The following is a 21,618-nucleotide window of genomic DNA, read 5'->3' as shown; positions in this document are numbered from 1 at the left end:
AAACAGGGCCTGAGCGTTCAATCGCTTCAGGCCCTTTTTTCGGAGTGAGGTAGGGGAGATGGCTGATCCACTGGATAAGGCAACATCCAAAGCCCCCGCGACATTGGGCGAGGGCTGTCTGAGTCGGTACGACCCGGATGAGCTGAGCCCTGAAGACGGCACGGAGTTTCCCGGCGCTGCGCAATTGTGGGAGCAGTTGAAGCCAGATGTTGGTGATGAATCGGTGGATCCTGAAAAGATTGCCCCTAAGCTTGTTTGATCTTCATCAGCTTGTTCAGCAGTGGTTTACCGGCCATCACCAGGAACACCGGTGCGCCGGCCAACAAGTAGAAGTAATAGGTCACTGCTCGCCAGATCAGAATCGCGGCCGCCGCCGTCGATTTTCCCACCATGGGCGCCAACAGCGCTGCCGACGTCAATTCCGCTGCGCCGGCACCGCCCGGCAACAGGCTGAACTGCCCGGCGCTGAGTGAGAGCATCTGGATCAAAAAGCTCCAGGCCCACTGAAGATCCGTGCCCAACCCCCGCAAAGCCAGATACAACACGCTGTAGCGCAATAACCAGTGCACGCAAGTCAGCGCAAATACGCTGATCAGTGTGTGCGCAGGCAACTTGAGTGTTTCCGTGAAGGCCGCAAGAAAGTGCAGCAGCTTGCGTGCCCAACGGCGCCGGGTGGCAGCGTTGAGCTTGAAGTGCTTGAGCACGCGACCGCTGAGGCGAATCAGCAGGCGATGGTAGCGTGCCACCACCCCGCAACTGAACAGGCCGCCGACCATCGAAATGGCGCTGAGCGTCAGCATCCACTCGAGGTTCTGGCTCAAGTGCTGAAACAGTGCATACACCACGATGGCGATCAGCGCGCAGAGAAAGAACAGCAAATCGCTCAACTGATCCATGGCGAACACCGCACTGCCATGGGCTGGGCGCACACCATTGCGCGCCAGCAGGGCCATCAGTGTCAGCGGTCCACCGCCGCCGCCCGGGGTCGCGCAAATCGCGAACTCGGTGGACATCACCACCCCAAGGCATTTCAGGCGGCCTATCCGGCTGCGCTGTTCACCCAGCAACAAGCGCAAGCGTATTGAGTTGGTGAACCAGCAGAGCAGGATCATGCCCGGCATCGCCAGCAACAATGTCGGCGGGAAGTGCTGCAGTCGTGGCCATAGTTCATTGGCACCGAGCAATAGCGGGATCAGCACCGCGCAGAGCAGGGCGGCGACCAGCCACAGGACGCGACTCATGCGGCGCTACTGACCTGAGCGCTTTGCGTGCGCAGCCACCGAGCCTTGGTCATTGGCACTCGGCCGTTATTGAGCAAGCGTTCGAGGGTCTGCAGCCAGTAAGTGCGGGAGAACTCATGGCGCAGGTCGACCGGGTGTACGCCCAGGCGAATCACCGGGGCGTGCTGCCAGCGCAGTTCGCGTTGAGCGCTGATAATTTTCGACACGCCACGACGCCAGGTACTGCGCGCGCTCCAGACCAAGCCTGGGGCGTTGACCCGGGAGAAATCCGGCAGGCGATACAGGTGCTGCGGATCACTGGTGTAGCTCAGCGGTAACTGGCGCAGGGCTTGACGCGTGCCTTCGCTCATCAGCCAGGCCGGTGCAACAAACCCCTCCAGTGGCCAGTTGTAACGGCTGAACAATTCGATCCCGGCGAGCAGGCGGGCCAGCGCAGCCGGTTGCGAAAGACTGTAGAACTCGCCTTCATGGGTGTAGACCCGGCGCATGAACCAGTCACGGGGGTGCGCCGTTAGCGGGCTGTCATCGCAATGGTAGTAACCGTGCAGTGCCAGTTCGTCACCGCGCTCGATGCGGTGGGTCAGCACGCGCCGAAAATCCGGATGGCTATCGAGGTGGTGGTGTTTGTGAAAGTCGGGGACGACCAGCCAGGTCATCGGCACCTCGCCGAGCGCGTCCACCGCTTCGACAAACGGCTGATAGTCGGCCCAGCTTTGCGGGGTGACGTCATGCAGCACCAGAAGCAGGCTGGGCGTGTTCATGGCATCAGCCATTGCTCAGCCGCGGCAAAGGGGCGCCGAGGACTGCGTAATAGTGACCCAGCAGGCTGTTGACCACTGAATCCCAGGCGTAATGCTGTTCGACATGGCGGCGGGCGTATCGACCGAGATCGTTACGCTGTGCAAACAGTTCGCGCACAGCGTTGGCCATCGCCACTGGATTGTTGGGGGCGCAGAGTATGCCGCAGTGCTCATTGATGATTTCGTTGAAGGCACCCGCAGCTACCGCGACCACTGGAATGCCACAGGCCATGGCTTCGAGAACGACCAAGCCAAAGGTTTCCTGATCGCCTGCGTGCAGCAAGGCATCGGCGCTGGCCATCAGCCGGGCCACTTGTGATGCCGGGCAGAACTCATCGACCAGCGTGACGTTATCCGGTACCTGTGCCGACACCGAGGTGCCGACCAGCAGCAGGTGATAACGGTTTCCCAGACGCTTCATACAATTGAGCAGGACGGGAATGTTTTTCTCCTTGGAACCTCGCCCGGCGAATATCAGCAGTCGAGTGTCTTCGGCAATCTTCAGCTTCGCCCGCAGATCCGGGTCACGAGCGTCTGGATTGAAGGTTTGCAGGTCCACGCCCAAGGGTTGGACGTAAACGTTTTTGACCCCAAGCCCCATGAGCTTGTCAGCCATGATCTGGCTCGGCGTCAGCACCCGGTCAAAGTTGCCGTACAGCTTGCGGATATACGCTTCGACATTCGGCGTGACCCAGTTGCCCACACGGTTGCTCGCCAAAAGCGGTAAGTCGGAGTGATAGAAGCCAATCACTGGAACATCCAGTTCACGCCGCGCATCCAGCGCTGCCCAAGCTGTCAGGTAAGGATCGCCGACTTCTATCAGGTCCGGTTGCAGGTCGTGCAGGGCATTGCGCCAGGGCGTCAGTCGCAGCGGGAAGCGATAGCCTTTGCCGAAGGGCAGGGCCGGGGCGGGCACCGTGTAGACACCGTCCTGCTCGCTCCGCCGTGCTCCTGGGACCAGCAAGCTGTGACGAATCCCCGGCTTACGGCCCAGGCGGCGGTGCTTGGCATCCAGATAAGTCCGCACGCCACCGCTGGCCGGTGCGTAGAACATGGTGATGTCAGCGATATGCACGATAACCCTCCGTTCTATCCATTGTTCTCCTTAGGGATGACCCTTATGAAGAATAGATGTTCGGATGGGGATGTGTGGCGGGGTGTCAGTGAAGTGTTGTGGTGGCTGACAGGCCGTTATCGCGAGCAGACGGAACGTCGCCCGGCTGCTCGTGATGGGGCCTTCAAGGGCGCGTCAGATTCTGAAACTGCCGACCAACTGCTTCAGCCGCGCCGCTTGCTGCTCCAGGTCGGAACAGGCGCGCAGTGTCGATTGCAGGTTTTCCACGCCTTCCTGGTTCAGCGTGTTGATTTCATTGATGTCGACGTTGATCGACTCGACCACGGCGGTTTGCTCTTCGGTGGCGGTGGCCACTGACTGGTTCATGCCGTCGATCTCGCCGATGCGCAAGGTCACGCTGTTCAGGCGCTCACCGGCGAGGTTGGCGATCTCGACGCTGTCCTGGCTGTGACGCTGGCTGTCGCTCATGGTGCTGACCGACTCGCGGGCGCCGATTTGCAGCTCCTCGATCATGGTCTGCACTTGCTGTGCCGATTCCTGGGTGCGGTGCGCCAGGTTACGCACTTCATCGGCGACCACCGCAAAACCACGCCCAGCCTCACCGGCCCGCGCCGCTTCAATCGCCGCGTTGAGGGCCAGCAGGTTGGTTTGTTGGGAGATGCTGGTGATCACTTCGAGAATCTGCCCGATGTTCACGGTCTTGCTGTTCAGCGACTCGATGTTGGTGCTGGAGGCGCTGAGCATGCTCGACAGCTGATTCATCGCCGCAATGCTGCGGTCGACCACTTGCTGGCCGTCTTCGGCCAGGCTGCGCGCATCGCTGGCCTGGTGCGAGGCTTGCGCCGCATTACGGGCGATTTCCTGAGCTGCAGCGCCCAGCTGATTGATCGCGGCCGCCACACTGTTGGTCCGGCTCGATTGTTCGTCGGAGTTGAGCATCGACGAGTTCGATGCGCTGACCACTCGCAGAGCGACTTCGTTGACGTGCTCGGTCGCCGACGACACTTCGCGGATCGAACCGTGGATCCGCTCGACGAAGCGGTTGAACGCGCTGCCGAGGATGCCGAACTCGTCCTGGCTCTGGATGGTCAGGCGGCGGGTCAGGTCGCCTTCACCGTCGGCAATGTCCTGCATCGCGCGGGTCATGACGTGCAGCGGCTGGATCAGGATACGGATCAGCATGCCGAGCAAGGCGATGATGATTGCCACGGCAATGATCGTGGCAATGATCGCCGAGGTGCGGAAGCTGCTGAGCATCGAGAAGGCTTTGTCTTTGTCCACCGACAGACCGACGTACCAGTTGACCGATGGCAGGCCTTTGATCGGGGTGAAGGTGACGATACGGGTTTTGCCGTTGACCTCGACTTCACTGATGCCACCACCGATACGCGGGGTGTTCGTCGGGTAAGCCTCGCTGAGGGACTTCATCACCATGGTTTGATCCGGGTGAACCAGGATCTTGCCGTCGGCGCTGACCAGGAAGGCGTAGCCCATGCCGCCAAAGTCACGCGCGGTCAGGGTGTCGATCAGGGTTTGCAGGCTCAGGTCACCGCCGACCACTCCCACGCTTTGCCCGGCTTTTTTCGAGGCGGTGGCGATGGAGATGATGGTCTGGCCGGTCGCCGCATCGATATACGGTTCAGTGAGCGTCGAGCCATTGCTGTTTACCGCGCCTTTGTACCAGGGACGAACGCGTGGGTCGTAGCCGTCCGGCATCTTGGAATCGGGGCGGTTGATGAACGTACCGCTGGCATCGCCCAGGTACCGGGCCATGAAGGTCGACGCCAGGGCATTCTGCTCAAGCAGGTTGGAAACGTTGCCTTGTTCGGGGTTGAGGGCGATGTTCTGGGCCAGGTTTTCCACCATGAGAATCCGCCCGGCGAGCCAGGACTGGATATTGGAGGACGTGACATCGCCCATCTCATGCAGGTAATTGTCCAGGTCCTGGCGAATCGCGTTGCGCTGTAAATAGTCGTTGTACAGCGTGAACGAAGCGAAGGCGGCAATGACGATGAGCGCGGCTGCAAGCAGGATTTTGTGGCTGAAGCGCAGGTTTTTGTTCATGGCTTGGGGTGTCCGCTAATGTCTTATTGTTGGGGCGTGTTGCTTTGAAAAGCGCGCAAACCAGGCGCTGTCGCACATAAGCTGATATTTCCGTCTGTCCTTCGGGAATTATCGGACCTGATTCTCTGTCTGGTCTCTTGCTTGTATCTATCGGCTGCGCAGGACTAAAACTTAGGGGCTTGAAATCGGCGACGCGACAGGCGGCCAATCAGTTGGTGCGACAACTGGTCCGCGGTTTGATGGGCTCGTTGCTCGGCGGCTGCAAGCGCCGATAGCTCCTGTAGGAGCAAGGCTTACTGTTTGGGTTTGGCGTGCGCCGCCAGGCGTTCCAGCGCTGCGCGCAATTTCGGATCGCTGATGCCGTCGGCGGTGGCCTGAATGGTCGCCGCCGCATCGCTCGACAGATCCATGGTGTGGCCGACGGCGCCTTGTTGCACGGTCGGTGGTTGTACCTTGAACAGGATTCGCGTCAGGCTGGCGAACTCGTCGAACATCTGTAATTGCCGTTGCAGACGCTTCTGCTGATAGCGCAGACGGGTTGCCCAATGACCATCGGTGACGATCAGCAACAGGCTGCCCTCGCGCCACGACGCCACATGACAATGTTCACGGGCGGCCGGCTGCAGCTGGCTTTCCAGCAAACGCTGTAAATGACCCAGGCGTTGTGCGTGGCCGAAAATGGCTTTTAACGGTTTGGCTTCGCGAAGCAGAACGGCGGGTGCTCTGGCCGTAAGAGGGCGAAATGCCATGATCAGACACCTGAAGTAACAGAGCCGCCATGGTAGCAGAAAGCACTTGATGCGCCTGAGCCATTGCTTTGTGAGCGCTTTACTCATTAAATCAACGAGTAACTTCTGGCGTGAATGGCTTGAAGTTCAGCAAAATGCCCTTATTTTAAGTGAGCCCCGTAACAGCGCTGTGCATGCATCGTGGAACAACGCCACTTTCCTCACCATCGTTTCCGGGTAGAATGCTCGTTCGCATGCGGCCATGAGGGCTGCACGGGCGACTCACGGGGCCGCCCTCCATCCCTTTGTGTGGAAGATCCTGCCGATATGTTTGCGCCTTTGTTAAAGAAACTTTTTGGAAGCAAGAACGAGCGTGAAGTCAAACGCATGCTCAAGACGGTACAGATCGTCAATGCCTTCGAAGAGCAAATGGTGGCCCTTTCGGACGATCAGCTGCGCGCCAAGACTGATGAGTTCAAGGCCCGCATCGCCAAAGGTGAAAGCCTCGACAAACTGCTGCCTGAAGCCTTTGCGGTTGCCCGTGAAGCCGGCAAGCGGGTTATGGGTATGCGCCACTTCGACGTTCAGTTGATTGGCGGCATGACCTTGCACGAAGGCATGATTGCCGAAATGCGTACCGGTGAAGGCAAGACCCTGGTGGCGACACTGGCGGTTTACCTGAACGCGCTGTCCGGCAAGGGCGTGCACGTTGTTACCGTGAACGACTACCTGGCTCGTCGTGACGCCAACTGGATGCGTCCGCTCTACGAATTCCTCGGCCTGAGCGTCGGCGTGGTGACGCCGTTCCAGCCGCCGGAAGAGAAGCGTGCGGCCTATGCCGCCGACATTACCTACGGCACCAACAACGAATTCGGTTTCGACTACCTGCGCGACAACATGGCGTTCAGCATGGAAGAAAAATTCCAGCGTGAACTCAATTTTGCCGTGATCGACGAAGTCGACTCGATCCTCATCGACGAAGCCCGTACTCCGCTGATCATTTCCGGTCAGGCCGAGGACAGCTCCAAGCTGTACATCGAGGTCAACAAGCTGATCCCGCAGTTGAAGCTGCACGTCGAGGAAGTCGAAGGCGAAGTGACCCAGGCCGGTCACTACACCGTCGACGAGAAGACCCGTCAGGTCGAGCTCAACGAAGCCGGTCACCAGTACATCGAAGAAGTGCTGACCGGTATCGGCCTGCTGGCTGAAGGCGAGAGCCTGTACTCGGCGCACAACCTGGGCCTGCTGACCCACGTTTATGCCGGTCTGCGCGCGCACAAACTGTTCCACCGCAACGTTGAATACATTGTCCAGGACGGTCAGGTCGTACTGGTCGACGAACACACCGGTCGTACCATGCCGGGTCGCCGTTTGTCCGAAGGCCTGCACCAGGCCATCGAAGCCAAGGAAAACCTGAACATCCAGGCCGAAAGCCAGACCCTGGCGTCGACCACGTTCCAGAACTACTTCCGTCTTTACAGCAAGCTGTCCGGCATGACCGGTACGGCGGACACCGAAGCGTTCGAATTCCACCAGATCTACGGTCTGGCGGTGATGGTCATTCCACCGAACAAACCGCTGGCACGTAAGGACTACAACGACCTGGTGTTCCTCACCGCGGACGAGAAGTACGCGGCCATCGTTGCCGACATCAAGGAAAGCATGGCTCAGGGCCGGCCGGTACTGGTGGGCACCGCGACCATCGAAACGTCCGAACACATGTCCAGCCTGCTCGTGAAGGAAGGCATCGAACACAAGGTTCTGAACGCCAAGTTCCACGAAAAAGAAGCTGAAATCATCGCTCAGGCCGGTCGTCCGGGTGCACTGACCATCGCCACCAACATGGCCGGTCGTGGTACCGACATCCTGTTGGGCGGTAACTGGGAAGTGGAAGTCGCTTCCCTTGAGGATCCGACGCCTGAGCAGATCGCCCAGATCAAGGCCGACTGGCAGAAGCGTCACCAGCAAGTGCTCGAGTCGGGCGGTTTGCAGGTGATCGCCTCCGAGCGTCACGAATCGCGCCGTATCGACAACCAGCTGCGTGGTCGTGCCGGTCGTCAGGGTGACGCCGGTTCCAGCCGTTTCTACCTGTCGCTGGAAGACAGCCTGATGCGCATCTTTGCCTCTGACCGGGTGAAGAACTTCATGAAGGCCCTGGGCATGCAGCCTGGCGAAGCGATCGAGCACCGCATGGTGACCAACGCCATCGAAAAGGCTCAGCGCAAGGTTGAAGGCCGTAACTTCGACATTCGCAAGCAACTGCTCGAGTTCGACGACGTCAACAACGAACAGCGTAAAGTGATCTATCACATGCGTAACACGTTGCTGGCCGCGGACAACATCGGCGAAACCATTGCCGACTTCCGTCAGGACGTGCTCAATGCAACGGTCAGCGCGCACATTCCGCCGCAATCGTTGCCAGAGCAGTGGGACGTTGCCGGTCTGGAAGCTGCCCTGCAAAGCGACTTCGGCGTGACACTGCCGATCCAGCAATGGCTTGACGAAGACGATCACCTGTACGAAGAAACCCTGCGCGAGAAGCTGATGCACGAGCTGCTGGCGGCGTACAACGAGAAAGAAGAGCAGGCGAGCGCCGAAGCGCTGCGCACCTTCGAGAAGCAAATCGTGCTGCGCGTTCTGGACGACCTGTGGAAAGACCACCTGTCGACCATGGACCACTTGCGTCACGGCATCCACTTGCGTGGCTATGCGCAGAAGAACCCGAAGCAGGAATACAAGCGCGAGTCGTTTACGCTGTTCTCCGAACTGCTGGATTCGATCAAGCGCGACTCGATTCGTGTGCTGTCGCACGTTCAGGTTCGCCGCGAAGATCCGGTCGAAGAGGAAGCGCGCCTGCGCCAGGAAGCCGAGGCATTGGCCGCACGCATGCAATTCCAGCACGACGAAGCCCCAGGCCTCGAGCAACCGGAATTGTTGGGTGAAGAGGTCGATGTGGCGCTCGCTGCCGCTCCGGTGCGCAACGAGCAGAAGCTGGGCCGCAATGAGCTGTGCTACTGCGGTTCGGGCAAGAAGTTCAAACACTGTCACGGCCAGATCAACTAAGATTTCTGCCAGACATTGAAATACCCGCGCCGCGACCGGCATCAGCCGTCGCGGCGTTTTACCATTTAAAACACCGATGCCAGGTTAAAAAGAACAGGGCGACGACGGTGCAGACATTACATTAAGAGGAGCGCTTTCATGGCTGTTGGTCTTGGTCCTTTGCCAACGTTGCACCCGGTTGCCGGTTTTGAACTCGGTATCGCTTCGGCCGGCATCAAGCGCCCCGGGCGCAAAGATGTCGTGGTCATGCGCTGCGCCGAAGGTTCCACGGTGGCCGGTGTGTTCACGTTGAACGCCTTTTGCGCTGCGCCAGTGATTCTGGCCAAGCAACGTGTACAGGGCCCGGTACGTTATTTGTTGACCAACACCGGCAATGCCAACGCCGGTACCGGTGAGCCTGGTTTGGCTGCCGCCGAGCGCACCTGCGCCAAGCTGGCTGAATTGACCGGCGTCGACGCCAGCCTCGTGCTGCCGTACTCCACTGGCGTGATCGGTGAGCCGCTGCCGGTCGAGAAGATCGAAGGCGCGCTGCAAGCTGCCCTCGACGACTTGTCGGAGAATAACTGGGAAGCTGCAGCTACCGGGATCATGACCACCGATACCCTGCCAAAGGGTGCGAGCCGGCAGTTCCAGCATGAAGGCGTGACCATCACCGTCACCGGTATCAGCAAAGGCGCCGGGATGATTCGTCCGAACATGGCGACCATGCTCGGTTACATCGCCACCGACGCCAAGGTTTCCCGCGAGGTGTTGCAGAACCTGCTGCTGGACGGCGCCAACAAGTCGTTCAACCGCATCACCATCGATGGCGACACCTCGACCAACGACTGCTGCATGCTGATCGCCACCGGTAAAGCCGCGCTGCCGGAAATCACCTCCGCCAGCGGTCCACTGTTCGCGGCGCTGAAGCAGGCGGTGTTTGAAGTGTGCATGGACGTCGCCCAGGCCATCGTTCGCGACGGCGAAGGTGCGACCAAGTTCGTCACCGTTGAAGTCAACGGCGGCGGCAATCACCAGGAGTGCCTGGACGTTGGTTACACCGTGGCGCATTCACCATTGATCAAGACCGCGCTGTTTGCCTCCGATCCCAACTGGGGTCGTATCCTGGCAGCCGTTGGCCGTGCCGGTGTGCCGAACCTGGACGTGAGCAAGATCGACGTGTTCCTCGGTGAAGTCTGCATCGCCAGCCGCGGTGCCCGTGCCGCGACTTACACCGAAGCCCAGGGCTCGGCTGTAATGCAGCGCGAAGAAATCACCATTCGTATCGAACTGGGTCGCGGCGATTGCAGCGAAACCATCTGGACCACCGACCTGTCCCACGAATACGTGAAAATCAACGCCGAATACCGCACGTAATTCATGGTGGGCAAGTCATGCTTCTGTAGGAGCAAGGCTTGCCCGCGATGGAGGCCGCAGGCCTCCCGCTTGTCCCTCATCAAAAGGCGCCTGAACATGAGCTACCACCTGATCATCGGCGACAAACTGTATTCCTCCTGGTCCCTGCGCGGCGCTTTGGCGCTGGAACTGGCCGGCGCGACCTACACCGAAGAACTGATCAAACTGAACCAGCCGGACACCCGTGAACGCCTGCTCAAGCATTCACCGACCGCCAAAGTCCCGTTGCTGAAAACCGAACACGGGACCATTGCCGACTCGTTGGCCATCGCCGAGTATCTGGTCGAGCGTTTCCCGAACGCCAACCTCTGGCCGAAGGATATCGCCGCCCGCGCCCAGGCCCGTTCGGCGTGCGCACAAATGCACAGCGGCTTTTTCGCCATGCGTAGCAACATGCCGTTTGACCTGAGCCACGATGCGCCGTTGTCGCCAATGCCGCCCGAAGTGCAGGTGGAGATCGAGCGGATGCTGGCGTTGTGGGCTGAATGCCGCGCGGTCGCAACCGAACCTGGCCCGTTCCTGTTTGGTCGCGTAAGCCTGGCAGATGCCTTCTTCGCGCCCATAGCTGTGCGCCTGCGTACTTATCAAGTCGCGCTACCGGCGGTGGATGCGGCCTATGTTGAAGCGATTTACCAATGGCCAGCCTTCAAGGCCTGGCAGAAAGCCGGTCTAGAGGAAATAGTGCGGTGAAACGAGTTCATGTAGCAGCGGCTGTCATCCGTGATGCCAGCGGCAAGATCCTCATCGCTCGCCGCGCCGATACCCAGCATCAGGGCGGCCTGTGGGAGTTTCCCGGCGGCAAGGTCGAGGACGGCGAAGCGGTGCAAGCCGCGCTGTCTCGCGAGCTGCAGGAAGAGTTGGGCATCGTGGTCAGTGCCGCTCGGCCATTGATCAAGGTTCAGCATGACTATCCAGACAAGCAAGTGTTGCTGGATGTCTGGGAGGTCTCGGCGTTTACCGGCGAACCTCATGGCGCCGAAGGCCAGCCTCTGGCATGGGTGACGGCGCGTGAACTGCGCGACTACGAGTTCCCGGCCGCCAACCAGCCGATCGTGGCGGCTGCGCGTCTGCCAGGCGACTACCTGATTACCCCGGAAGGCCTGGAAACGCCAGCCCTGCTGCGCGGTATTCAGAAAGCCATCGCCAGCGGGATCAAGCTGATCCAGTTGCGCGCGCCGAATGGCTACGACCCGCAATACCGCGATCTGGCGGTGGATGCCGTGGGTTTGTGTGCCGGTAAGGCGCAACTGATGCTCAAGGGGCCGTTCGAGTGGTTGGGAGATTTCCCGGCCGCCGGTTGGCACATCACCGCAGCGCAACTTCGCAAATACGCCAGTGCCGGGCGTCCGGTGCCAGCCTCGCGCTGGTTGGCGGCGTCCTGCCACAACGCTGAAGAGCTGAGCCTGGCGGAACAGATGGGCGTGGACTTCGTCACCCTGTCACCGGTTCAGCCAACCCAGACTCATCCAGATGCATCACCACTCGGCTGGGAGCAGGCCTCGCAGTTGATTGCAGGGTTCAGCAAACCGGTGTTTCTACTGGGTGGTGTGGGGCCTGCCGAACGGCAAAAAGCCTGGGAAGCGGGTGCACAGGGCGTGGCGGGGATTCGGGCGTTTTGGCCTGATTGATTGGCGGTGATTCTGAGGGCCTCATCGCGGGCAAGCCTTGCTCCTACAGGGCAGGGTTGTTCACAAGACTAGTGAACGACATCAATCCGTAGGAGCAAAGCTTGCTCGCGATGGCGGCCTCACAGGCGATGGAGTTCTGCTTGGTTAAGCTTCAGGCTTCGCCGCCGCCTGCCACAAAATCTCGGCAATCCCCTGGCGCTTGGCAATCAGCCGAGCCGCCACAAACAACAGGTCCGACAAGCGATTGATGTACGCCAGGCCAACCCCGGCCAATGGCTCCAGCGCGTTCAGATGCTGACAACGTCGCTCGGCGCTGCGTGCCAGGCTGCGGCAGACGTGGGCTTGGGCAATCAAGGCTGAACCGCCGGGCAGAATGAAGTTCTCCAGCGGTCCCAGCTCCTCGTTCCAGACATCGATCGCCGCTTCCAGGCGTTCGACTTCTGCGGCATTCAAGGCCTGATACACCGGCATAGCCAGTTCACCCCCCAAATCGAACAACCGGTGCTGACACGGTTCAAGCACCTCAATCACCTCGGCCAGGCCAGGATGAGCGTGGCGTTGCTCGGCCAAGCCAGCCAACAGCAACCCGAGCTGGCTGTTCAGCGTATCGACTTCGCCGATGGCTTCGACCCGTGGATGGTCCTTCGGTACGCGGCGACCATCGCCAAGCCCGGTTTCACCTTTGTCGCCGGTGCGGGTGTAAATCTTCGACAAGCGAAAACCCATGCTTAGCGCTCCAGTTGTTTGAGTTCGTGAGAGGCGAGCGGAGTAGTGCCCGCCAATGGCAGGCGCAAGGTGAAGCACGTGCCTTGGCCGAGGGTCGATTGCACTTCCATCTGACCCTTGTGGTTGTTGGTGATGATGAAATACGACACCGACAGTCCGAGGCCGGTGCCCTGGCCGATTTCCTTGGTGGTGAAGAACGGTTCGAAGGTGCGCTTGCGCACGTTCTCGCTCATGCCCACGCCGTTGTCCTCGACCTGGATTTCCGCCCACGGCGGGTTCAGTCGGGTGCGCAGAATAATGCGTCCCGGCTCTGTGGCGTTTTCACGCTGGTGAATCGCCTGAGCAGCGTTTTTCAGCAGGTTGAGCAGCACTTGTTCGAGCTCGTTGGCGGTGCCGGGGACTGGCCCCAGTTGCGGGTCGAACTGACGAATGATGGCTTGGCCCTTGAAGTCGAAGCCGATGGCCAGGTCGAAGTCGTTGCTGGCGATCTCCACGGCTTGATCGATCAGTGCCGGCAAGTCGCACGGTGCCATTTGGCGGTTGCTGCGACGACTGAAACTGAGCATGTGGGTGACGATCTTTGCGGCTCGGGCGCCGGCCTGTTGAATGCCGTCGAGCAGTTGCGGTACTTCGCGGTTTTGCAGGTAGCGATTGACGCTGTCCAGTTCGATGCCGATCTGTTCGGCGGTTTCGATGTTCTTCGGCAGGTCGGCCGACAAGCGCCGGCGAATGTTCTGCACGTTGTGCAGGATCGCTCCCAGGGGGTTGTTGATTTCGTGGGCCATGCCGGCGGCGAGGCCGCCGACCGAGAGCATCTTCTCCGACTGCACCATCATTTCTTCGAGGGACAGGCGCTGGGTAATGTCGTCGATGCGGATTACCACGCCGCGTCCGGCACCGCCCATCAATGGATAAAATGTCAGTGCGTAATGCTTGGGTTCGTCATCCTTGATCCAGGTGACGCGCTCGATCTTGACCACGCTGTGCTGCTCGACGGTTTCCTTGAGCTGCGGCAGGAACGGTTTCAGTGGTTCAAAGGCGAGGAAGATCGGCTGGTTCAGCGCTTCGTCCAGGCGAGTACCGGAAAGTGCGCTGGCTTCCTGGTTCCATTGGGTCACGTAGAGCTGTTCATCAAGGGCAATCAGCGCCGAAGGCATCGAGTCGATGATGCTGTTGAGGTAGTTCTGGAAACCGGTGAGTTTCTTCTCGATCTTGCTCCGCACCTGGACTTCCAGTTCCAGTTTACGGTTGGTATGACGGGTTTCTTCGGCCAGGCCCTGGGCCTGGTCGTAGGCGGCCTGGGAGTCGTCCCGCGCGCGCTTGAGTTGCTGTTCGCGGGCTTCGATGCGCGAGAGCATGGTGTTGAAGGCTTCGGCAAGGCTGCCGATTTCGTCGTGGTTGCCGCGTGACGCACGCAAGGCGTAGTTTTCTTCGCGAGTCACCTGTCGGGACAATTCTTCGAGTTCATGAATCGGCCGAGTGATCAGGCGTTTGATCTGCCGGGCAATCACCAGCCACAGCAGCACGCTGAAAATCAGAATCCCGAGGCTGGCGGTCAGGGTGCCGGTGTAGAACGCCATCGGCAATTCGCTGCTGGCCACCAGCAGCAGATGACCCGGCGCCTCGCCGGGGCGCAACAGGGTGATCAGCTGATTGCTGCGAAACTCGGAGGCCTGCCAGGCTTCGATATTTCGATAGTGCTCCGGCAGCTTGAGTTTGTCGCCGTGCTGCACCTGCGCCAGGCGCAGGCCTTTGCCGTCATACAGCGCTGCGGCTCGCAGCGGTGAATAGCTGTTGAGTTCGTTGAGCAGCCGTTGGGCTTCTTCGGGAGAGTTGAGCGCCTGGTCGGCGATGGACGGGTTGGCCACCAGCCGGCCGATGGTCTGCAAGGCCTGCGGGGCCATGCTTTCCTGAGAGATCCAATAGGCGGCGCTGATAAAGGTCAGGTTGGCCACCAGCAACACGGTGGTCAACAGCACCAACAGGGCGGCCAGCAGTTTCTGGCCGACCGGCAGGTTTTCAAGGCGCTGGCGCAATGGCATCGGGGTCGTCGCTAAAAAGGAACAGGAAGGCAGCGTAGCCGTTGCTCAGTCGCTGGGCAATCCGCGTGCGTGCAGGTGCGTAATCAGCCGCTGCTGCAATTGATTGAGGTGCGGCAGCACCAGTTGGTGTCTCGAGGCAACAGTGCAGGCATGCCCCAGCAGATAGCTGATCTCGGTTCGGCGTTGACTGGCAACGTCCTGGTACATCGACGAGTAGTTGGCCGCAGTCGCTTGAATCACCCGCTCGACTTCCTGCTGCAGGTTATGTGCGGCGGCAGGTTGACCGCAACGCTCCAGCAGCTCGCTCAGCTCGGCACAGAGAGTGGCGACCTCGCAATGATGCTGTTGCAAACCGCCGTTGCGGCAGTCATGCAGCACGGTCAGGGGGTTGATTGCGCAATTGAGCGCCAGCTTGCGCCACAGACGGGTCAGGATGTCTGTGCTCCATTCGTGCGGGATGCCGGCGGCGCTCAGGTCATCCAGCCAGATCGGCGGGGTAGGGTGGCTGGCATCGCCGAGCCAGGTGTACCCATGACCGGCAAACACCACGCGCCAGTCGTCATCGCGAAACGCGCCTTCGGTGCTTGAGGCAAAGATGCAGCGCGCCTGCGGGACACGTGCGGCGACGGCGTCCTGACTGCCGAGGCCGTTCTGCAACAGAATCAGCTCGGCGTTGGGTGCAAGACGCGCTGCCAGTTGCGCGACTGCACTTTCGGCGTCGTAGGCTTTGCAGGCCACCAGCAAGCGGTCTATCGGGCCCGCGCTGTCGACAGTTTCGCCGGGGATCGCATACTGCCGCGCTTCGCCCTGTTCGACCAAGGTCAGCCCGCCAGCGGCCTGATAGGCCTGCAAGCGCGCCGTGTCGCGCAGAATCAGTTTCACCGGCAGGCCAGCCCGTGCCAGGCGCGTGGCCCACAGGGTGCCCAGGCTGCCGGCGCCAAGGACGTGCCAGGTGGTCGACATCAGTTTTTTGCTCGGATTGGCAGGCGCATGTGAGGCTCGCAGCGTAGGAAGGTAAAGACCCGTTATAATCAGCGCGGATTTTAACCGCAAGCCAGGCGTGTTCCATCGCTATTGAGCGCGCCCTTTTTTATTGGAGAGATTACATGCCGTCGTTCGACGTGGTATCCGAACTGGACAAACACGAACTCACCAACGCGGTCGAGAACGCCGTCAAGGAACTCGACCGTCGTTATGATTTGAAAGGCAAGGGCAGCTTCGAGTTCAAGGAAAAGGACCTGACTGTCAATCTGACTGCCGAGGCCGACTTCCAGCTGGAAGCGATGATCGAGATCCTCAAGCTGGCACTGGTCAAGCGCAAGATCGATGTGCAGTGCCTTGAGGTAAAAGACGCCTATGCTTCCGGCAAGCTGATGAAGCAGGATGCTGTGCTCAAGGAAGGCATCGACAAGGAGCTGGCGAAGAAGATCGTTGCTCACGTCAAAGACGCCAAGCTCAAGGTCCAGGCCGCCATCCAGGGCGAGCAGGTACGGATCACCGGCAAGAAGCGTGATGACCTGCAGGAAGCCATTGCGGCACTGCGCGCCAAGGAATTTGGCATGCCGCTGCAGTTCAACAACTTCCGCGACTGATCAGTCTTCAGGGAACCTCCGGGCGTTAATGACGTCCGAGGCCCATGTAACGGCAGAAACGATTGAGCCATCATCCTTGGCTCGGTCTTTCTGCCGTGCAGTTTTTACGTGCCGGGTAGCCGGGAATCAGGAGAGATAGATGGACATAAATGCTGAAGTGGACAACCTGGTCAAGGCTTCCCAGGCCTGGATCCCGATGATCATGGAATACGGCAGCCGTGTGCTGCTGGCGGCCATTACCCTGGCCATTGGCTGGTGGCTGATCAACAAGCTGACCCACAAGGTTGGCAAGCTGCTGGCCCTGCGCAACGCCGATCTGGCGTTGCAGGGGTTTATGAGCAGCCTGGCGAACATCATCCTCAAAGTGCTGCTGATGGTCAGCGTCGCGTCGATGATCGGTGTTGAGACCACCTCGTTCGTGGCCGCCATTGGTGCTGCCGGTCTGGCGATCGGTCTGGCGTTGCAAGGCAGTCTGGCGAACTTCGCTGGCGGCGTGTTGATTCTGTTGTTCCGTCCGTTCCGTATCGGTGATGTGATCGAAGCACAGGGCATTACCGGCACCGTCGACAGCATTCAGATCTTCCATACCCTGCTGCGCACCGGTGACAACAAAACCGTCATCGTGCCTAACGGTAATCTGTCGAACGGCATCATCACCAACCACAACCGTCAACAGACCCGTAAAGTGGTGTTTGACATCGCTGTGAATTACGACGCCGATTTGCAGAAGGCGCGTGAGGTGCTGTTGGAGTTGGCCAAGGATGAGCGCGTGTTGGCTGATCCTGCGCCGGTAGCGGTAGTGTCGACCCTGGGCGATAGCTCGATTACGGTTTCCCTGCGCGTCTGGGTGAAAACGGCGGACTACTGGGATGTGATGTTCATGTTCAATGAACACGCCCGTGATCGTCTGAAGGCGGCAGGTATTGATATCCCGTACCCGCAACGAATGATTCGTATGGTTCAGGAAACGGCGTAACAAGTAGCGGATTATTACTTGGCCTGTTGGTCAAGTATCGGTAACGAACTCAAGGGGCGATAAGCCCCTTGAGTGTTTTTACAGTCTGCTGTTTTGTTGTTCTGAAAGCGGAATAGAGTGCGGGCTTATTATTAGCAGGCTATTTATTGGTAGCTAATTTCATGTTGTCATCAAGCAGTCATAAAAAAAAGGCCCATCACTGATGGGCCTTTTTTATATCAACCGAACAACTGTAGTCGTAGCGATTACAGGATGTTGATTGGGTACTCGGTGATCAGGCGGAACTCGTCGATATTGCCTTCGGCCTGGTCGTTGTTGCCTCTGTGCCAAGCTTGGCGAGCACGGAAGGACAGGTCTTTGAGAGGACCACTCTGGACAACGTATTTGGCTTCCAGGTTGGTCTCGTTGTGACGACCGTCTTCGCCGTAGCCGTAGAGGCGGTAAGGGCTGTCAGCAGCCATCTTGGTGCCGTCGATGCCTTGACCGTGAGCATAACGAGCCATGAAGCTCAGGCCTGGTACGCCGTACTCAGCCATTTTCAGGTCATAACGTACCTGGATGGATTTTTCTTCAGGGCCGTTGAAGTCAGAGTACTGAATCGAGTTGGCCAGGAAGATCGAGTCGCCACCGCGGTTGTTATCGCCTACACCGATGTAGTCGAATGGTGTATCACCGTGAACCTGCTGGAAGGCCAGAGTAACGGTGTGCGCCTTCAGGAAGGAGTAGGCCGCTGCCAGCGAGTAGGTGGTGTTATCGATTTTGCCTGCTTTCGCTGCACCGGTATCGTTTGTCTGATACAGGTTGAAGTCGAAGTTCAGGGACTGGTCAGTCGCCAACGGAATGGTGTAGTTCGCGTTGCCGTAGTACTGGGTCCAGGTGTCCTGGAACTTGGCACCGTAGAGCGAAACGCTCAGGTTGTCATTGATGCCGTATTTACCACCCAAGTAATCAGCAGCTTCGACCTTGGTGCCAGCGTACTGGGTCCAAAGCTCGCCATTGTGACGGGTTTGGTCCTGGCTGCTACCACCGGTGAAGTGACCGGCCTCGAGATCGAGGTTTTTAATCTCGCTGCTCTGCAGTTGGAAACCGCTAGCGGTTTGTTGGAACATGCGGGAGCCGCCAACAGCGAATACCGGGGCGGTGGAAGGTGTGAAGTCACCCACTTTCAGCTCGGTTTTGGAGATGCGAACCTTCAGTGCTGCACCCGCTTTACCCATTTCGCTGTTGACGTCGTGGCCAATAACTTTGCCGTTTGCGTCGCGGAAGGTGGTGCGGCTCATGTTGCCCGTACCCGACTGCGCGTCAGTACCGTCCAGTTTAAAGGCGGCATCGCCGTAGGCTTCAACGCCCACACCAACCGTACCCTGGGTATAGCCAGAGTTGAACTTGCCCAGTACGCCCTGAGTCCAGTCTTTCTGGTCTTCAGCGCCATTTTTGTTGTTACGGTTGAAGTAGTAGTTCTTCAGTACCACGCCAGCGGAGGCGCCTTCAACGAAACCTTTTGCGTCAGCCTGGTCGGTTACAAACGGGTCGGCCATAGCGACTTGGGCGCCGGTAGCTGCAGTAACAGCCAGGGCGATCATGCTCCACTTCATCACGCGCATCGTGATTTGCTCCTTTGGTTTTAGAAGAGTACTGCCGTCCCACCTGATTTATTATCTGGGCGGCTCTTTCTTTTTGTGTCGGCGCAAACTTATATCACGCCGACAATGTTGGCGATACTTGCGTATCTAACCTTTCAGCTTCTTTACGGCCCTGTCGCAAAATGCGCTGTAGAGGTCGTAATTTCACAATTTTTTTGCCTTCGGACTGACAACTTCAGCGTTGTTTTCCAAGGCTTCAGTATCAGAAAAAGAAATCCCTGTCTTGCACTTGAAGCTCCCTGGGCAGCCATGCCGCTATTGTTATGAGCCTTTAGGTTCCGACTTCCAGCGGATGCCTTACAGGCGATGTGTGTATGAATGCAACAAGCGTGCACAAATCGGCTTTTTGTTGCCGGTTTTTTCAAAAAAACCTGCCTTAATGACTAAAGCCGCATAAAACCGGGGCTTTCAGGGCTGATCTGTTTGAGCTTGACGCCGCGGTTCTTCTAGTGTTGCACCATCAAAGAGCATGAGTATTAGCACACAAATGTTACTGCTCCACCCTCGCGGGTGAGTAGACGGCGGATGCTCGACGTTTTCAGCGTAGACGCAGTGTGCAGATTTGGTGCAAAAAATTTTCAAGACTGTACGAAATTCGTACAGCGAAGACCTCGAATGCAGATCTACATCCACTGATAGGTCGTTGATTTTTTGACGAAGCGCCGAGGTCTGGTGCTGAGGTGGTGCGTCGAGAATGAAAATGTTCAGTGCCGGGGCGTTCGTGCGTTGAGCGTTTGTATCGGGTCGTCCGGCTCGGGGCTGTGTGCCCTGTTTTTTCGCAGTGATCCGTGCGGCGTTCGCGGGTATGCTGCTGTTATATACGGGCGATTAGCCTTCGGGCTGGGCGCTAAACTGAGTCTCATGCAAAGTGCGGGAGTGCGCGCGGTGTTCGCCTTAGATCCACGACTTGAACAAGACACCCTGCCGATTGGGGATTTCCCACTAAGTCGGTTGTTGCTGTCCAATGATTCGAATTACCCCTGGTTTATCCTGGTGCCGCGTCGTGAGGATATCAGCGAGTTGTTTCAACTGGATGTCGCCGACCAGCAGCAGTTGTGGCGGGAAACAACCGAGTTGGCCGAAACGCTCAAGGATTCGTTCGACGCCGACAAGTTGAATATCGCGACCCTGGGGAATGTTGTCAGTCAGCTACACATGCATGTCATTGTGCGTAAGCGCAATGATGCCGCCTGGCCAGCCCCGGTTTGGGGCAAACACCCGGCCAAGCCTTACAGTGCCGAAGAAGTGGCAGTAATTCGCGAACGGCTGCGTTTGGTCTTGACCGATGACTTCACGTTTCTGGAGGGCTGAACCATGAGCCTGGAAGAGCGCATTACCGAACTGGAAAGTCGTCTGGCGTTTCAGGATGACACGATTGAAGCGATGAATGATGTGCTGGTGACACAGCAGCGGGTGGTCGAGCGCTTGCAGTTGCAAATGGAAGCGTTGCTCAAGCGCCAGGAAGAAGCGGCCGGGCAGTTCGAGTCCTTCGAAGAAGAGGCTCCACCACCGCATTACTGAGTGCCGGCCGGGGCGACACATCGGCAGTCGATAAAAAACCGCGATGCAGCCAGGCTGCATCGCGGTTTTTTAGTGTGGGCGTAGCGGAACTTACATCAGCGACGCGGCAACGCGGCGATCACGTCTTCAGCTTGCAGGCCCTTGTCACGGTTCATGACAGAAAACTCCACGCGCTGGCCTTCGACCAGGACGCGGTGACCTTCACCACGGATTGCACGGAAGTGCACAAAAATATCGTCTCCGGAATCGCGAGAAATGAAACCGAAGCCTTTGGAGGTGTTGAACCATTTGACGGTGCCGGTATCACGATTGGTCATGTCGTAATTTTGCGTAGCGGCAGCAGGAGAGGATTTATAAAAGCTGATGGCCAGGTGCAGAAGTACGGCGATCAGGGCGACGATGAGGCTAAGCAGGACTGCGGGCTGACCACCAATGACCGGCATCGGTGCGAGGAGGGTCAGGGTTTGCACGACGACGGCAAGCACCAGCAAGGCACTGACCAGATTTTGCAGTTGGTGACGTGGACCTTTGTTCCAGTAAGGAATAACCGGCGCGAGGGTCAGGTTGAGCAAGCCGAAGAACGCCAGGTACAGCGCGTCAGGTTGTTGCAGGTAAGGTGCGGCTTCGGTTCGCAAGCTAGGGATGAAGGACAGCAGCAAAGCCGCTGCGCCCGTTAGCAGGTGGACGATTTTCAACATTTTGATTGACTCACGTTAAGACGGATCACAAGGAAGAGCTGATTGAGCACGGTTCGCTTCTGAACAATGGGAGGCGCTGGGCACGTACCCGCTATCAGCCTATGCGCTGCACCCAGGAAAATAGAGGCAGCGACACGCCTCTATTTAACAGCAAAGCCCAGGCCTTCTCAAATCAAGTGCAGGGGGCACGGCGGCGGAGGCGGATGGCGGTTTGTGCGTGCTGGTCGCAGGTGTTGCCTGAAGGCTTGTTCTAGAGAGCTCGATCGGTTTTTTGGCCTGCTGCGGGCAGAGAAAACGCTTTGAGTTCGCGGATTCAGGGTGTTTTCTTCTATAGAGGGGAAAGAGGTGCGCGAGTGTCAGAGGGTGCCCGGCGCCGTCAGTGCTTCTCCTGTCCGTGGTCTGAGATGCTTCTCTGATAGGGCGATG

Annotated in this window: 19 protein-coding genes and 2 pseudogenes; 10 read left to right on the top strand and 11 right to left on the bottom strand. The window is 58.7% G+C overall.

Going from position 1 to position 21,618, the window contains the following annotated elements:
• Nucleotides 1-58: 58 nt before the first annotated feature.
• On the top strand, nt 59-259 hold the full coding sequence (locus tag AC1RJ3_RS10710; protein ID WP_493078831.1) for a hypothetical protein: 201 nt from the start codon (nt 59-61) through the stop codon (nt 257-259).
• Here the strand turns inward: AC1RJ3_RS10710 and gpgF are convergent.
• The 5 genes and pseudogenes from gpgF to AC1RJ3_RS10685 form a co-directional block, all read right to left on the bottom strand.
• The gene (gpgF, locus tag AC1RJ3_RS10705; protein WP_054593730.1) at nt 246-1,241 is read right to left on the bottom strand and encodes a glucosaminyl phosphatidylglycerol flippase; all 996 of its coding nucleotides are present in this window, start codon (nt 1,239-1,241) and stop codon (nt 246-248) included. The two genes, AC1RJ3_RS10710 and gpgF, sit on opposite strands and share 14 nt — an antisense overlap.
• The gene (gpgD, locus tag AC1RJ3_RS10700) at nt 1,238-2,002 is read right to left on the bottom strand and encodes an N-acetylglucosaminyl phosphatidylglycerol deacetylase (RefSeq protein WP_493078829.1); all 765 of its coding nucleotides are present in this window, start codon (nt 2,000-2,002) and stop codon (nt 1,238-1,240) included. The genes gpgF and gpgD overlap by 4 nt, the downstream gene beginning before the upstream one ends.
• A gap of 4 nt (nt 2,003-2,006) precedes the next feature.
• On the bottom strand, nt 2,007-3,116 hold the full coding sequence (gene gpgS, locus AC1RJ3_RS10695; protein ID WP_493078827.1) for an N-acetylglucosaminyl phosphatidylglycerol synthase: 1,110 nt from the start codon (nt 3,114-3,116) through the stop codon (nt 2,007-2,009).
• A gap of 174 nt (nt 3,117-3,290) precedes the next feature.
• Nucleotides 3,291-4,055 carry a methyl-accepting chemotaxis protein gene (locus tag AC1RJ3_RS10690; RefSeq protein ID WP_488656205.1) on the bottom strand — a complete coding sequence of 255 codons (765 nt, stop codon included), beginning with the start codon at nt 4,053-4,055 and terminating at the stop codon, nt 3,291-3,293.
• A gap of 93 nt (nt 4,056-4,148) precedes the next feature.
• Nucleotides 4,149-5,180, bottom strand: a pseudogene (locus AC1RJ3_RS10685) (HAMP domain-containing protein); the annotation flags it as partial.
• A 179-nt stretch (nt 5,181-5,359) separates the two neighbouring features.
• Between AC1RJ3_RS10685 and AC1RJ3_RS10680 the strand changes: the two are divergent.
• Nucleotides 5,360-5,455: pseudogene (locus tag AC1RJ3_RS10680) on the top strand (hypothetical protein); the annotation flags it as partial.
• Nucleotides 5,456-5,473: 18 nt separating this feature from the next.
• Here AC1RJ3_RS10680 and AC1RJ3_RS10675 read toward each other — a convergent pair.
• Entirely contained in the window at nt 5,474-5,929 is a 456-nt protein-coding gene (locus AC1RJ3_RS10675; RefSeq protein WP_054593726.1) for a DUF721 domain-containing protein, read from the bottom strand.
• A 306-nt stretch (nt 5,930-6,235) separates the two neighbouring features.
• Here AC1RJ3_RS10675 and secA point away from each other — a divergent pair, with 306 nt between their 5' ends.
• The 4 genes from secA (at nt 6,236) to AC1RJ3_RS10655 (ending at nt 11,994) form a co-directional block, all read left to right on the top strand.
• Nucleotides 6,236-8,971, top strand: coding sequence for a preprotein translocase subunit SecA (gene secA, locus AC1RJ3_RS10670; protein WP_103315021.1), 2,736 nt, complete (start codon nt 6,236-6,238; stop codon nt 8,969-8,971).
• A gap of 138 nt (nt 8,972-9,109) precedes the next feature.
• Entirely contained in the window at nt 9,110-10,327 is a 1,218-nt protein-coding gene (gene argJ, locus AC1RJ3_RS10665; protein ID WP_054593724.1) for a bifunctional glutamate N-acetyltransferase/amino-acid acetyltransferase ArgJ, read from the top strand.
• 96 nt (nt 10,328-10,423) lie between these two features.
• On the top strand, nt 10,424-11,056 hold the full coding sequence (locus tag AC1RJ3_RS10660; RefSeq protein ID WP_103315020.1) for a glutathione S-transferase family protein: 633 nt from the start codon (nt 10,424-10,426) through the stop codon (nt 11,054-11,056).
• Nucleotides 11,053-11,994 (top strand): Nudix family hydrolase, encoded by a 942-nt coding sequence (locus AC1RJ3_RS10655; RefSeq protein ID WP_493078824.1) that lies wholly within the window; start codon nt 11,053-11,055, stop codon nt 11,992-11,994. Before AC1RJ3_RS10660 ends, AC1RJ3_RS10655 begins: the two co-directional genes overlap by 4 nt.
• 144 nt (nt 11,995-12,138) lie before the next feature.
• Here the strand turns inward: AC1RJ3_RS10655 and AC1RJ3_RS10650 are convergent, their stop codons facing one another.
• Genes AC1RJ3_RS10650 through AC1RJ3_RS10640 form a run of 3 tightly spaced genes read right to left on the bottom strand, consistent with a single transcriptional unit; the run spans nt 12,139 to nt 15,725 of the window.
• Nucleotides 12,139-12,720: a cob(I)yrinic acid a,c-diamide adenosyltransferase gene (locus AC1RJ3_RS10650; RefSeq protein WP_054593722.1), complete on the bottom strand. Its 582-nt coding sequence runs from the start codon at nt 12,718-12,720 to the stop codon at nt 12,139-12,141.
• 2 nt (nt 12,721-12,722) lie between these two features.
• Nucleotides 12,723-14,762, bottom strand: coding sequence for a sensor histidine kinase (locus AC1RJ3_RS10645; protein ID WP_493078822.1), 2,040 nt, complete (start codon nt 14,760-14,762; stop codon nt 12,723-12,725).
• A gap of 45 nt (nt 14,763-14,807) precedes the next feature.
• Nucleotides 14,808-15,725, bottom strand: a complete 918-nt coding sequence (locus AC1RJ3_RS10640; protein ID WP_493078820.1) for a putative 2-dehydropantoate 2-reductase — start codon at nt 15,723-15,725, stop codon at nt 14,808-14,810.
• Between the two features lie 143 nt (nt 15,726-15,868).
• Here AC1RJ3_RS10640 and AC1RJ3_RS10635 point away from each other — a divergent pair, with 143 nt between their 5' ends.
• Both AC1RJ3_RS10635 and AC1RJ3_RS10630 read left to right on the top strand, forming a co-directional pair.
• Nucleotides 15,869-16,354, top strand: a complete 486-nt coding sequence (locus AC1RJ3_RS10635; RefSeq protein WP_019693270.1) for a YajQ family cyclic di-GMP-binding protein — start codon at nt 15,869-15,871, stop codon at nt 16,352-16,354.
• A 139-nt stretch (nt 16,355-16,493) separates the two neighbouring features.
• The gene (locus tag AC1RJ3_RS10630) at nt 16,494-17,330 is read left to right on the top strand and encodes a mechanosensitive ion channel family protein (protein ID WP_054593719.1); all 837 of its coding nucleotides are present in this window, start codon (nt 16,494-16,496) and stop codon (nt 17,328-17,330) included.
• 245 nt (nt 17,331-17,575) lie between these two features.
• Here the strand turns inward: AC1RJ3_RS10630 and AC1RJ3_RS10625 are convergent, their stop codons facing one another.
• Nucleotides 17,576-18,934 (bottom strand): OprD family porin, encoded by a 1,359-nt coding sequence (locus tag AC1RJ3_RS10625; protein WP_493078818.1) that lies wholly within the window; start codon nt 18,932-18,934, stop codon nt 17,576-17,578.
• A 924-nt stretch (nt 18,935-19,858) separates the two neighbouring features.
• Here AC1RJ3_RS10625 and AC1RJ3_RS10620 point away from each other — a divergent pair.
• The gene (locus tag AC1RJ3_RS10620; protein WP_054598166.1) at nt 19,859-20,284 is read left to right on the top strand and encodes an HIT family protein; all 426 of its coding nucleotides are present in this window, start codon (nt 19,859-19,861) and stop codon (nt 20,282-20,284) included.
• 3 nt (nt 20,285-20,287) lie between these two features.
• Complete coding sequence (locus tag AC1RJ3_RS10615; protein WP_019693266.1) at nt 20,288-20,494, top strand: SlyX family protein; 207 nt, start codon at nt 20,288-20,290, stop codon at nt 20,492-20,494.
• A gap of 95 nt (nt 20,495-20,589) precedes the next feature.
• Here the strand turns inward: AC1RJ3_RS10615 and AC1RJ3_RS10610 are convergent, their stop codons facing one another.
• A complete protein-coding gene (locus tag AC1RJ3_RS10610; protein ID WP_054593717.1) occupies nt 20,590-21,192 on the bottom strand; it encodes a cold-shock protein in 603 nt (200 codons plus the stop codon).
• Between the last annotated feature and the right edge of the window lie 426 nt (nt 21,193-21,618).

It is taken from the genome of Pseudomonas sp. GW822-FHT04C11 (assembly GCF_058800905.1).
This window is presented reverse-complemented; position numbering and strand designations above follow the sequence as displayed.

Coding starts and splice junctions, on each gene's coding strand:
- AC1RJ3_RS10640 (WP_493078820.1), bottom strand. CDS start 15,725: ATGTCGACCACCTGGCACGTCCTTGGCGCCGGCAGCCTGGGCACCCTG.
- gpgF (WP_054593730.1), bottom strand. CDS start 1,241: ATGAGTCGCGTCCTGTGGCTGGTCGCCGCCCTGCTCTGCGCGGTGCTG.
- AC1RJ3_RS10610 (WP_054593717.1), bottom strand. CDS start 21,192: ATGTTGAAAATCGTCCACCTGCTAACGGGCGCAGCGGCTTTGCTGCTG.
- argJ (WP_054593724.1), top strand. CDS start 9,110: ATGGCTGTTGGTCTTGGTCCTTTGCCAACGTTGCACCCGGTTGCCGGT.
- AC1RJ3_RS10625 (WP_493078818.1), bottom strand. CDS start 18,934: ATGCGCGTGATGAAGTGGAGCATGATCGCCCTGGCTGTTACTGCAGCT.
- secA (WP_103315021.1), top strand. CDS start 6,236: ATGTTTGCGCCTTTGTTAAAGAAACTTTTTGGAAGCAAGAACGAGCGT.
- gpgD (WP_493078829.1), bottom strand. CDS start 2,002: ATGAACACGCCCAGCCTGCTTCTGGTGCTGCATGACGTCACCCCGCAA.
- AC1RJ3_RS10630 (WP_054593719.1), top strand. CDS start 16,494: ATGGACATAAATGCTGAAGTGGACAACCTGGTCAAGGCTTCCCAGGCC.
- AC1RJ3_RS10660 (WP_103315020.1), top strand. CDS start 10,424: ATGAGCTACCACCTGATCATCGGCGACAAACTGTATTCCTCCTGGTCC.
- AC1RJ3_RS10615 (WP_019693266.1), top strand. CDS start 20,288: ATGAGCCTGGAAGAGCGCATTACCGAACTGGAAAGTCGTCTGGCGTTT.
- AC1RJ3_RS10675 (WP_054593726.1), bottom strand. CDS start 5,929: ATGGCATTTCGCCCTCTTACGGCCAGAGCACCCGCCGTTCTGCTTCGC.
- AC1RJ3_RS10645 (WP_493078822.1), bottom strand. CDS start 14,762: ATGCCATTGCGCCAGCGCCTTGAAAACCTGCCGGTCGGCCAGAAACTG.
- AC1RJ3_RS10690 (WP_488656205.1), bottom strand. CDS start 4,055: ATGCTCAACTCCGACGAACAATCGAGCCGGACCAACAGTGTGGCGGCC.
- AC1RJ3_RS10710 (WP_493078831.1), top strand. CDS start 59: ATGGCTGATCCACTGGATAAGGCAACATCCAAAGCCCCCGCGACATTG.
- AC1RJ3_RS10650 (WP_054593722.1), bottom strand. CDS start 12,720: ATGGGTTTTCGCTTGTCGAAGATTTACACCCGCACCGGCGACAAAGGT.
- AC1RJ3_RS10635 (WP_019693270.1), top strand. CDS start 15,869: ATGCCGTCGTTCGACGTGGTATCCGAACTGGACAAACACGAACTCACC.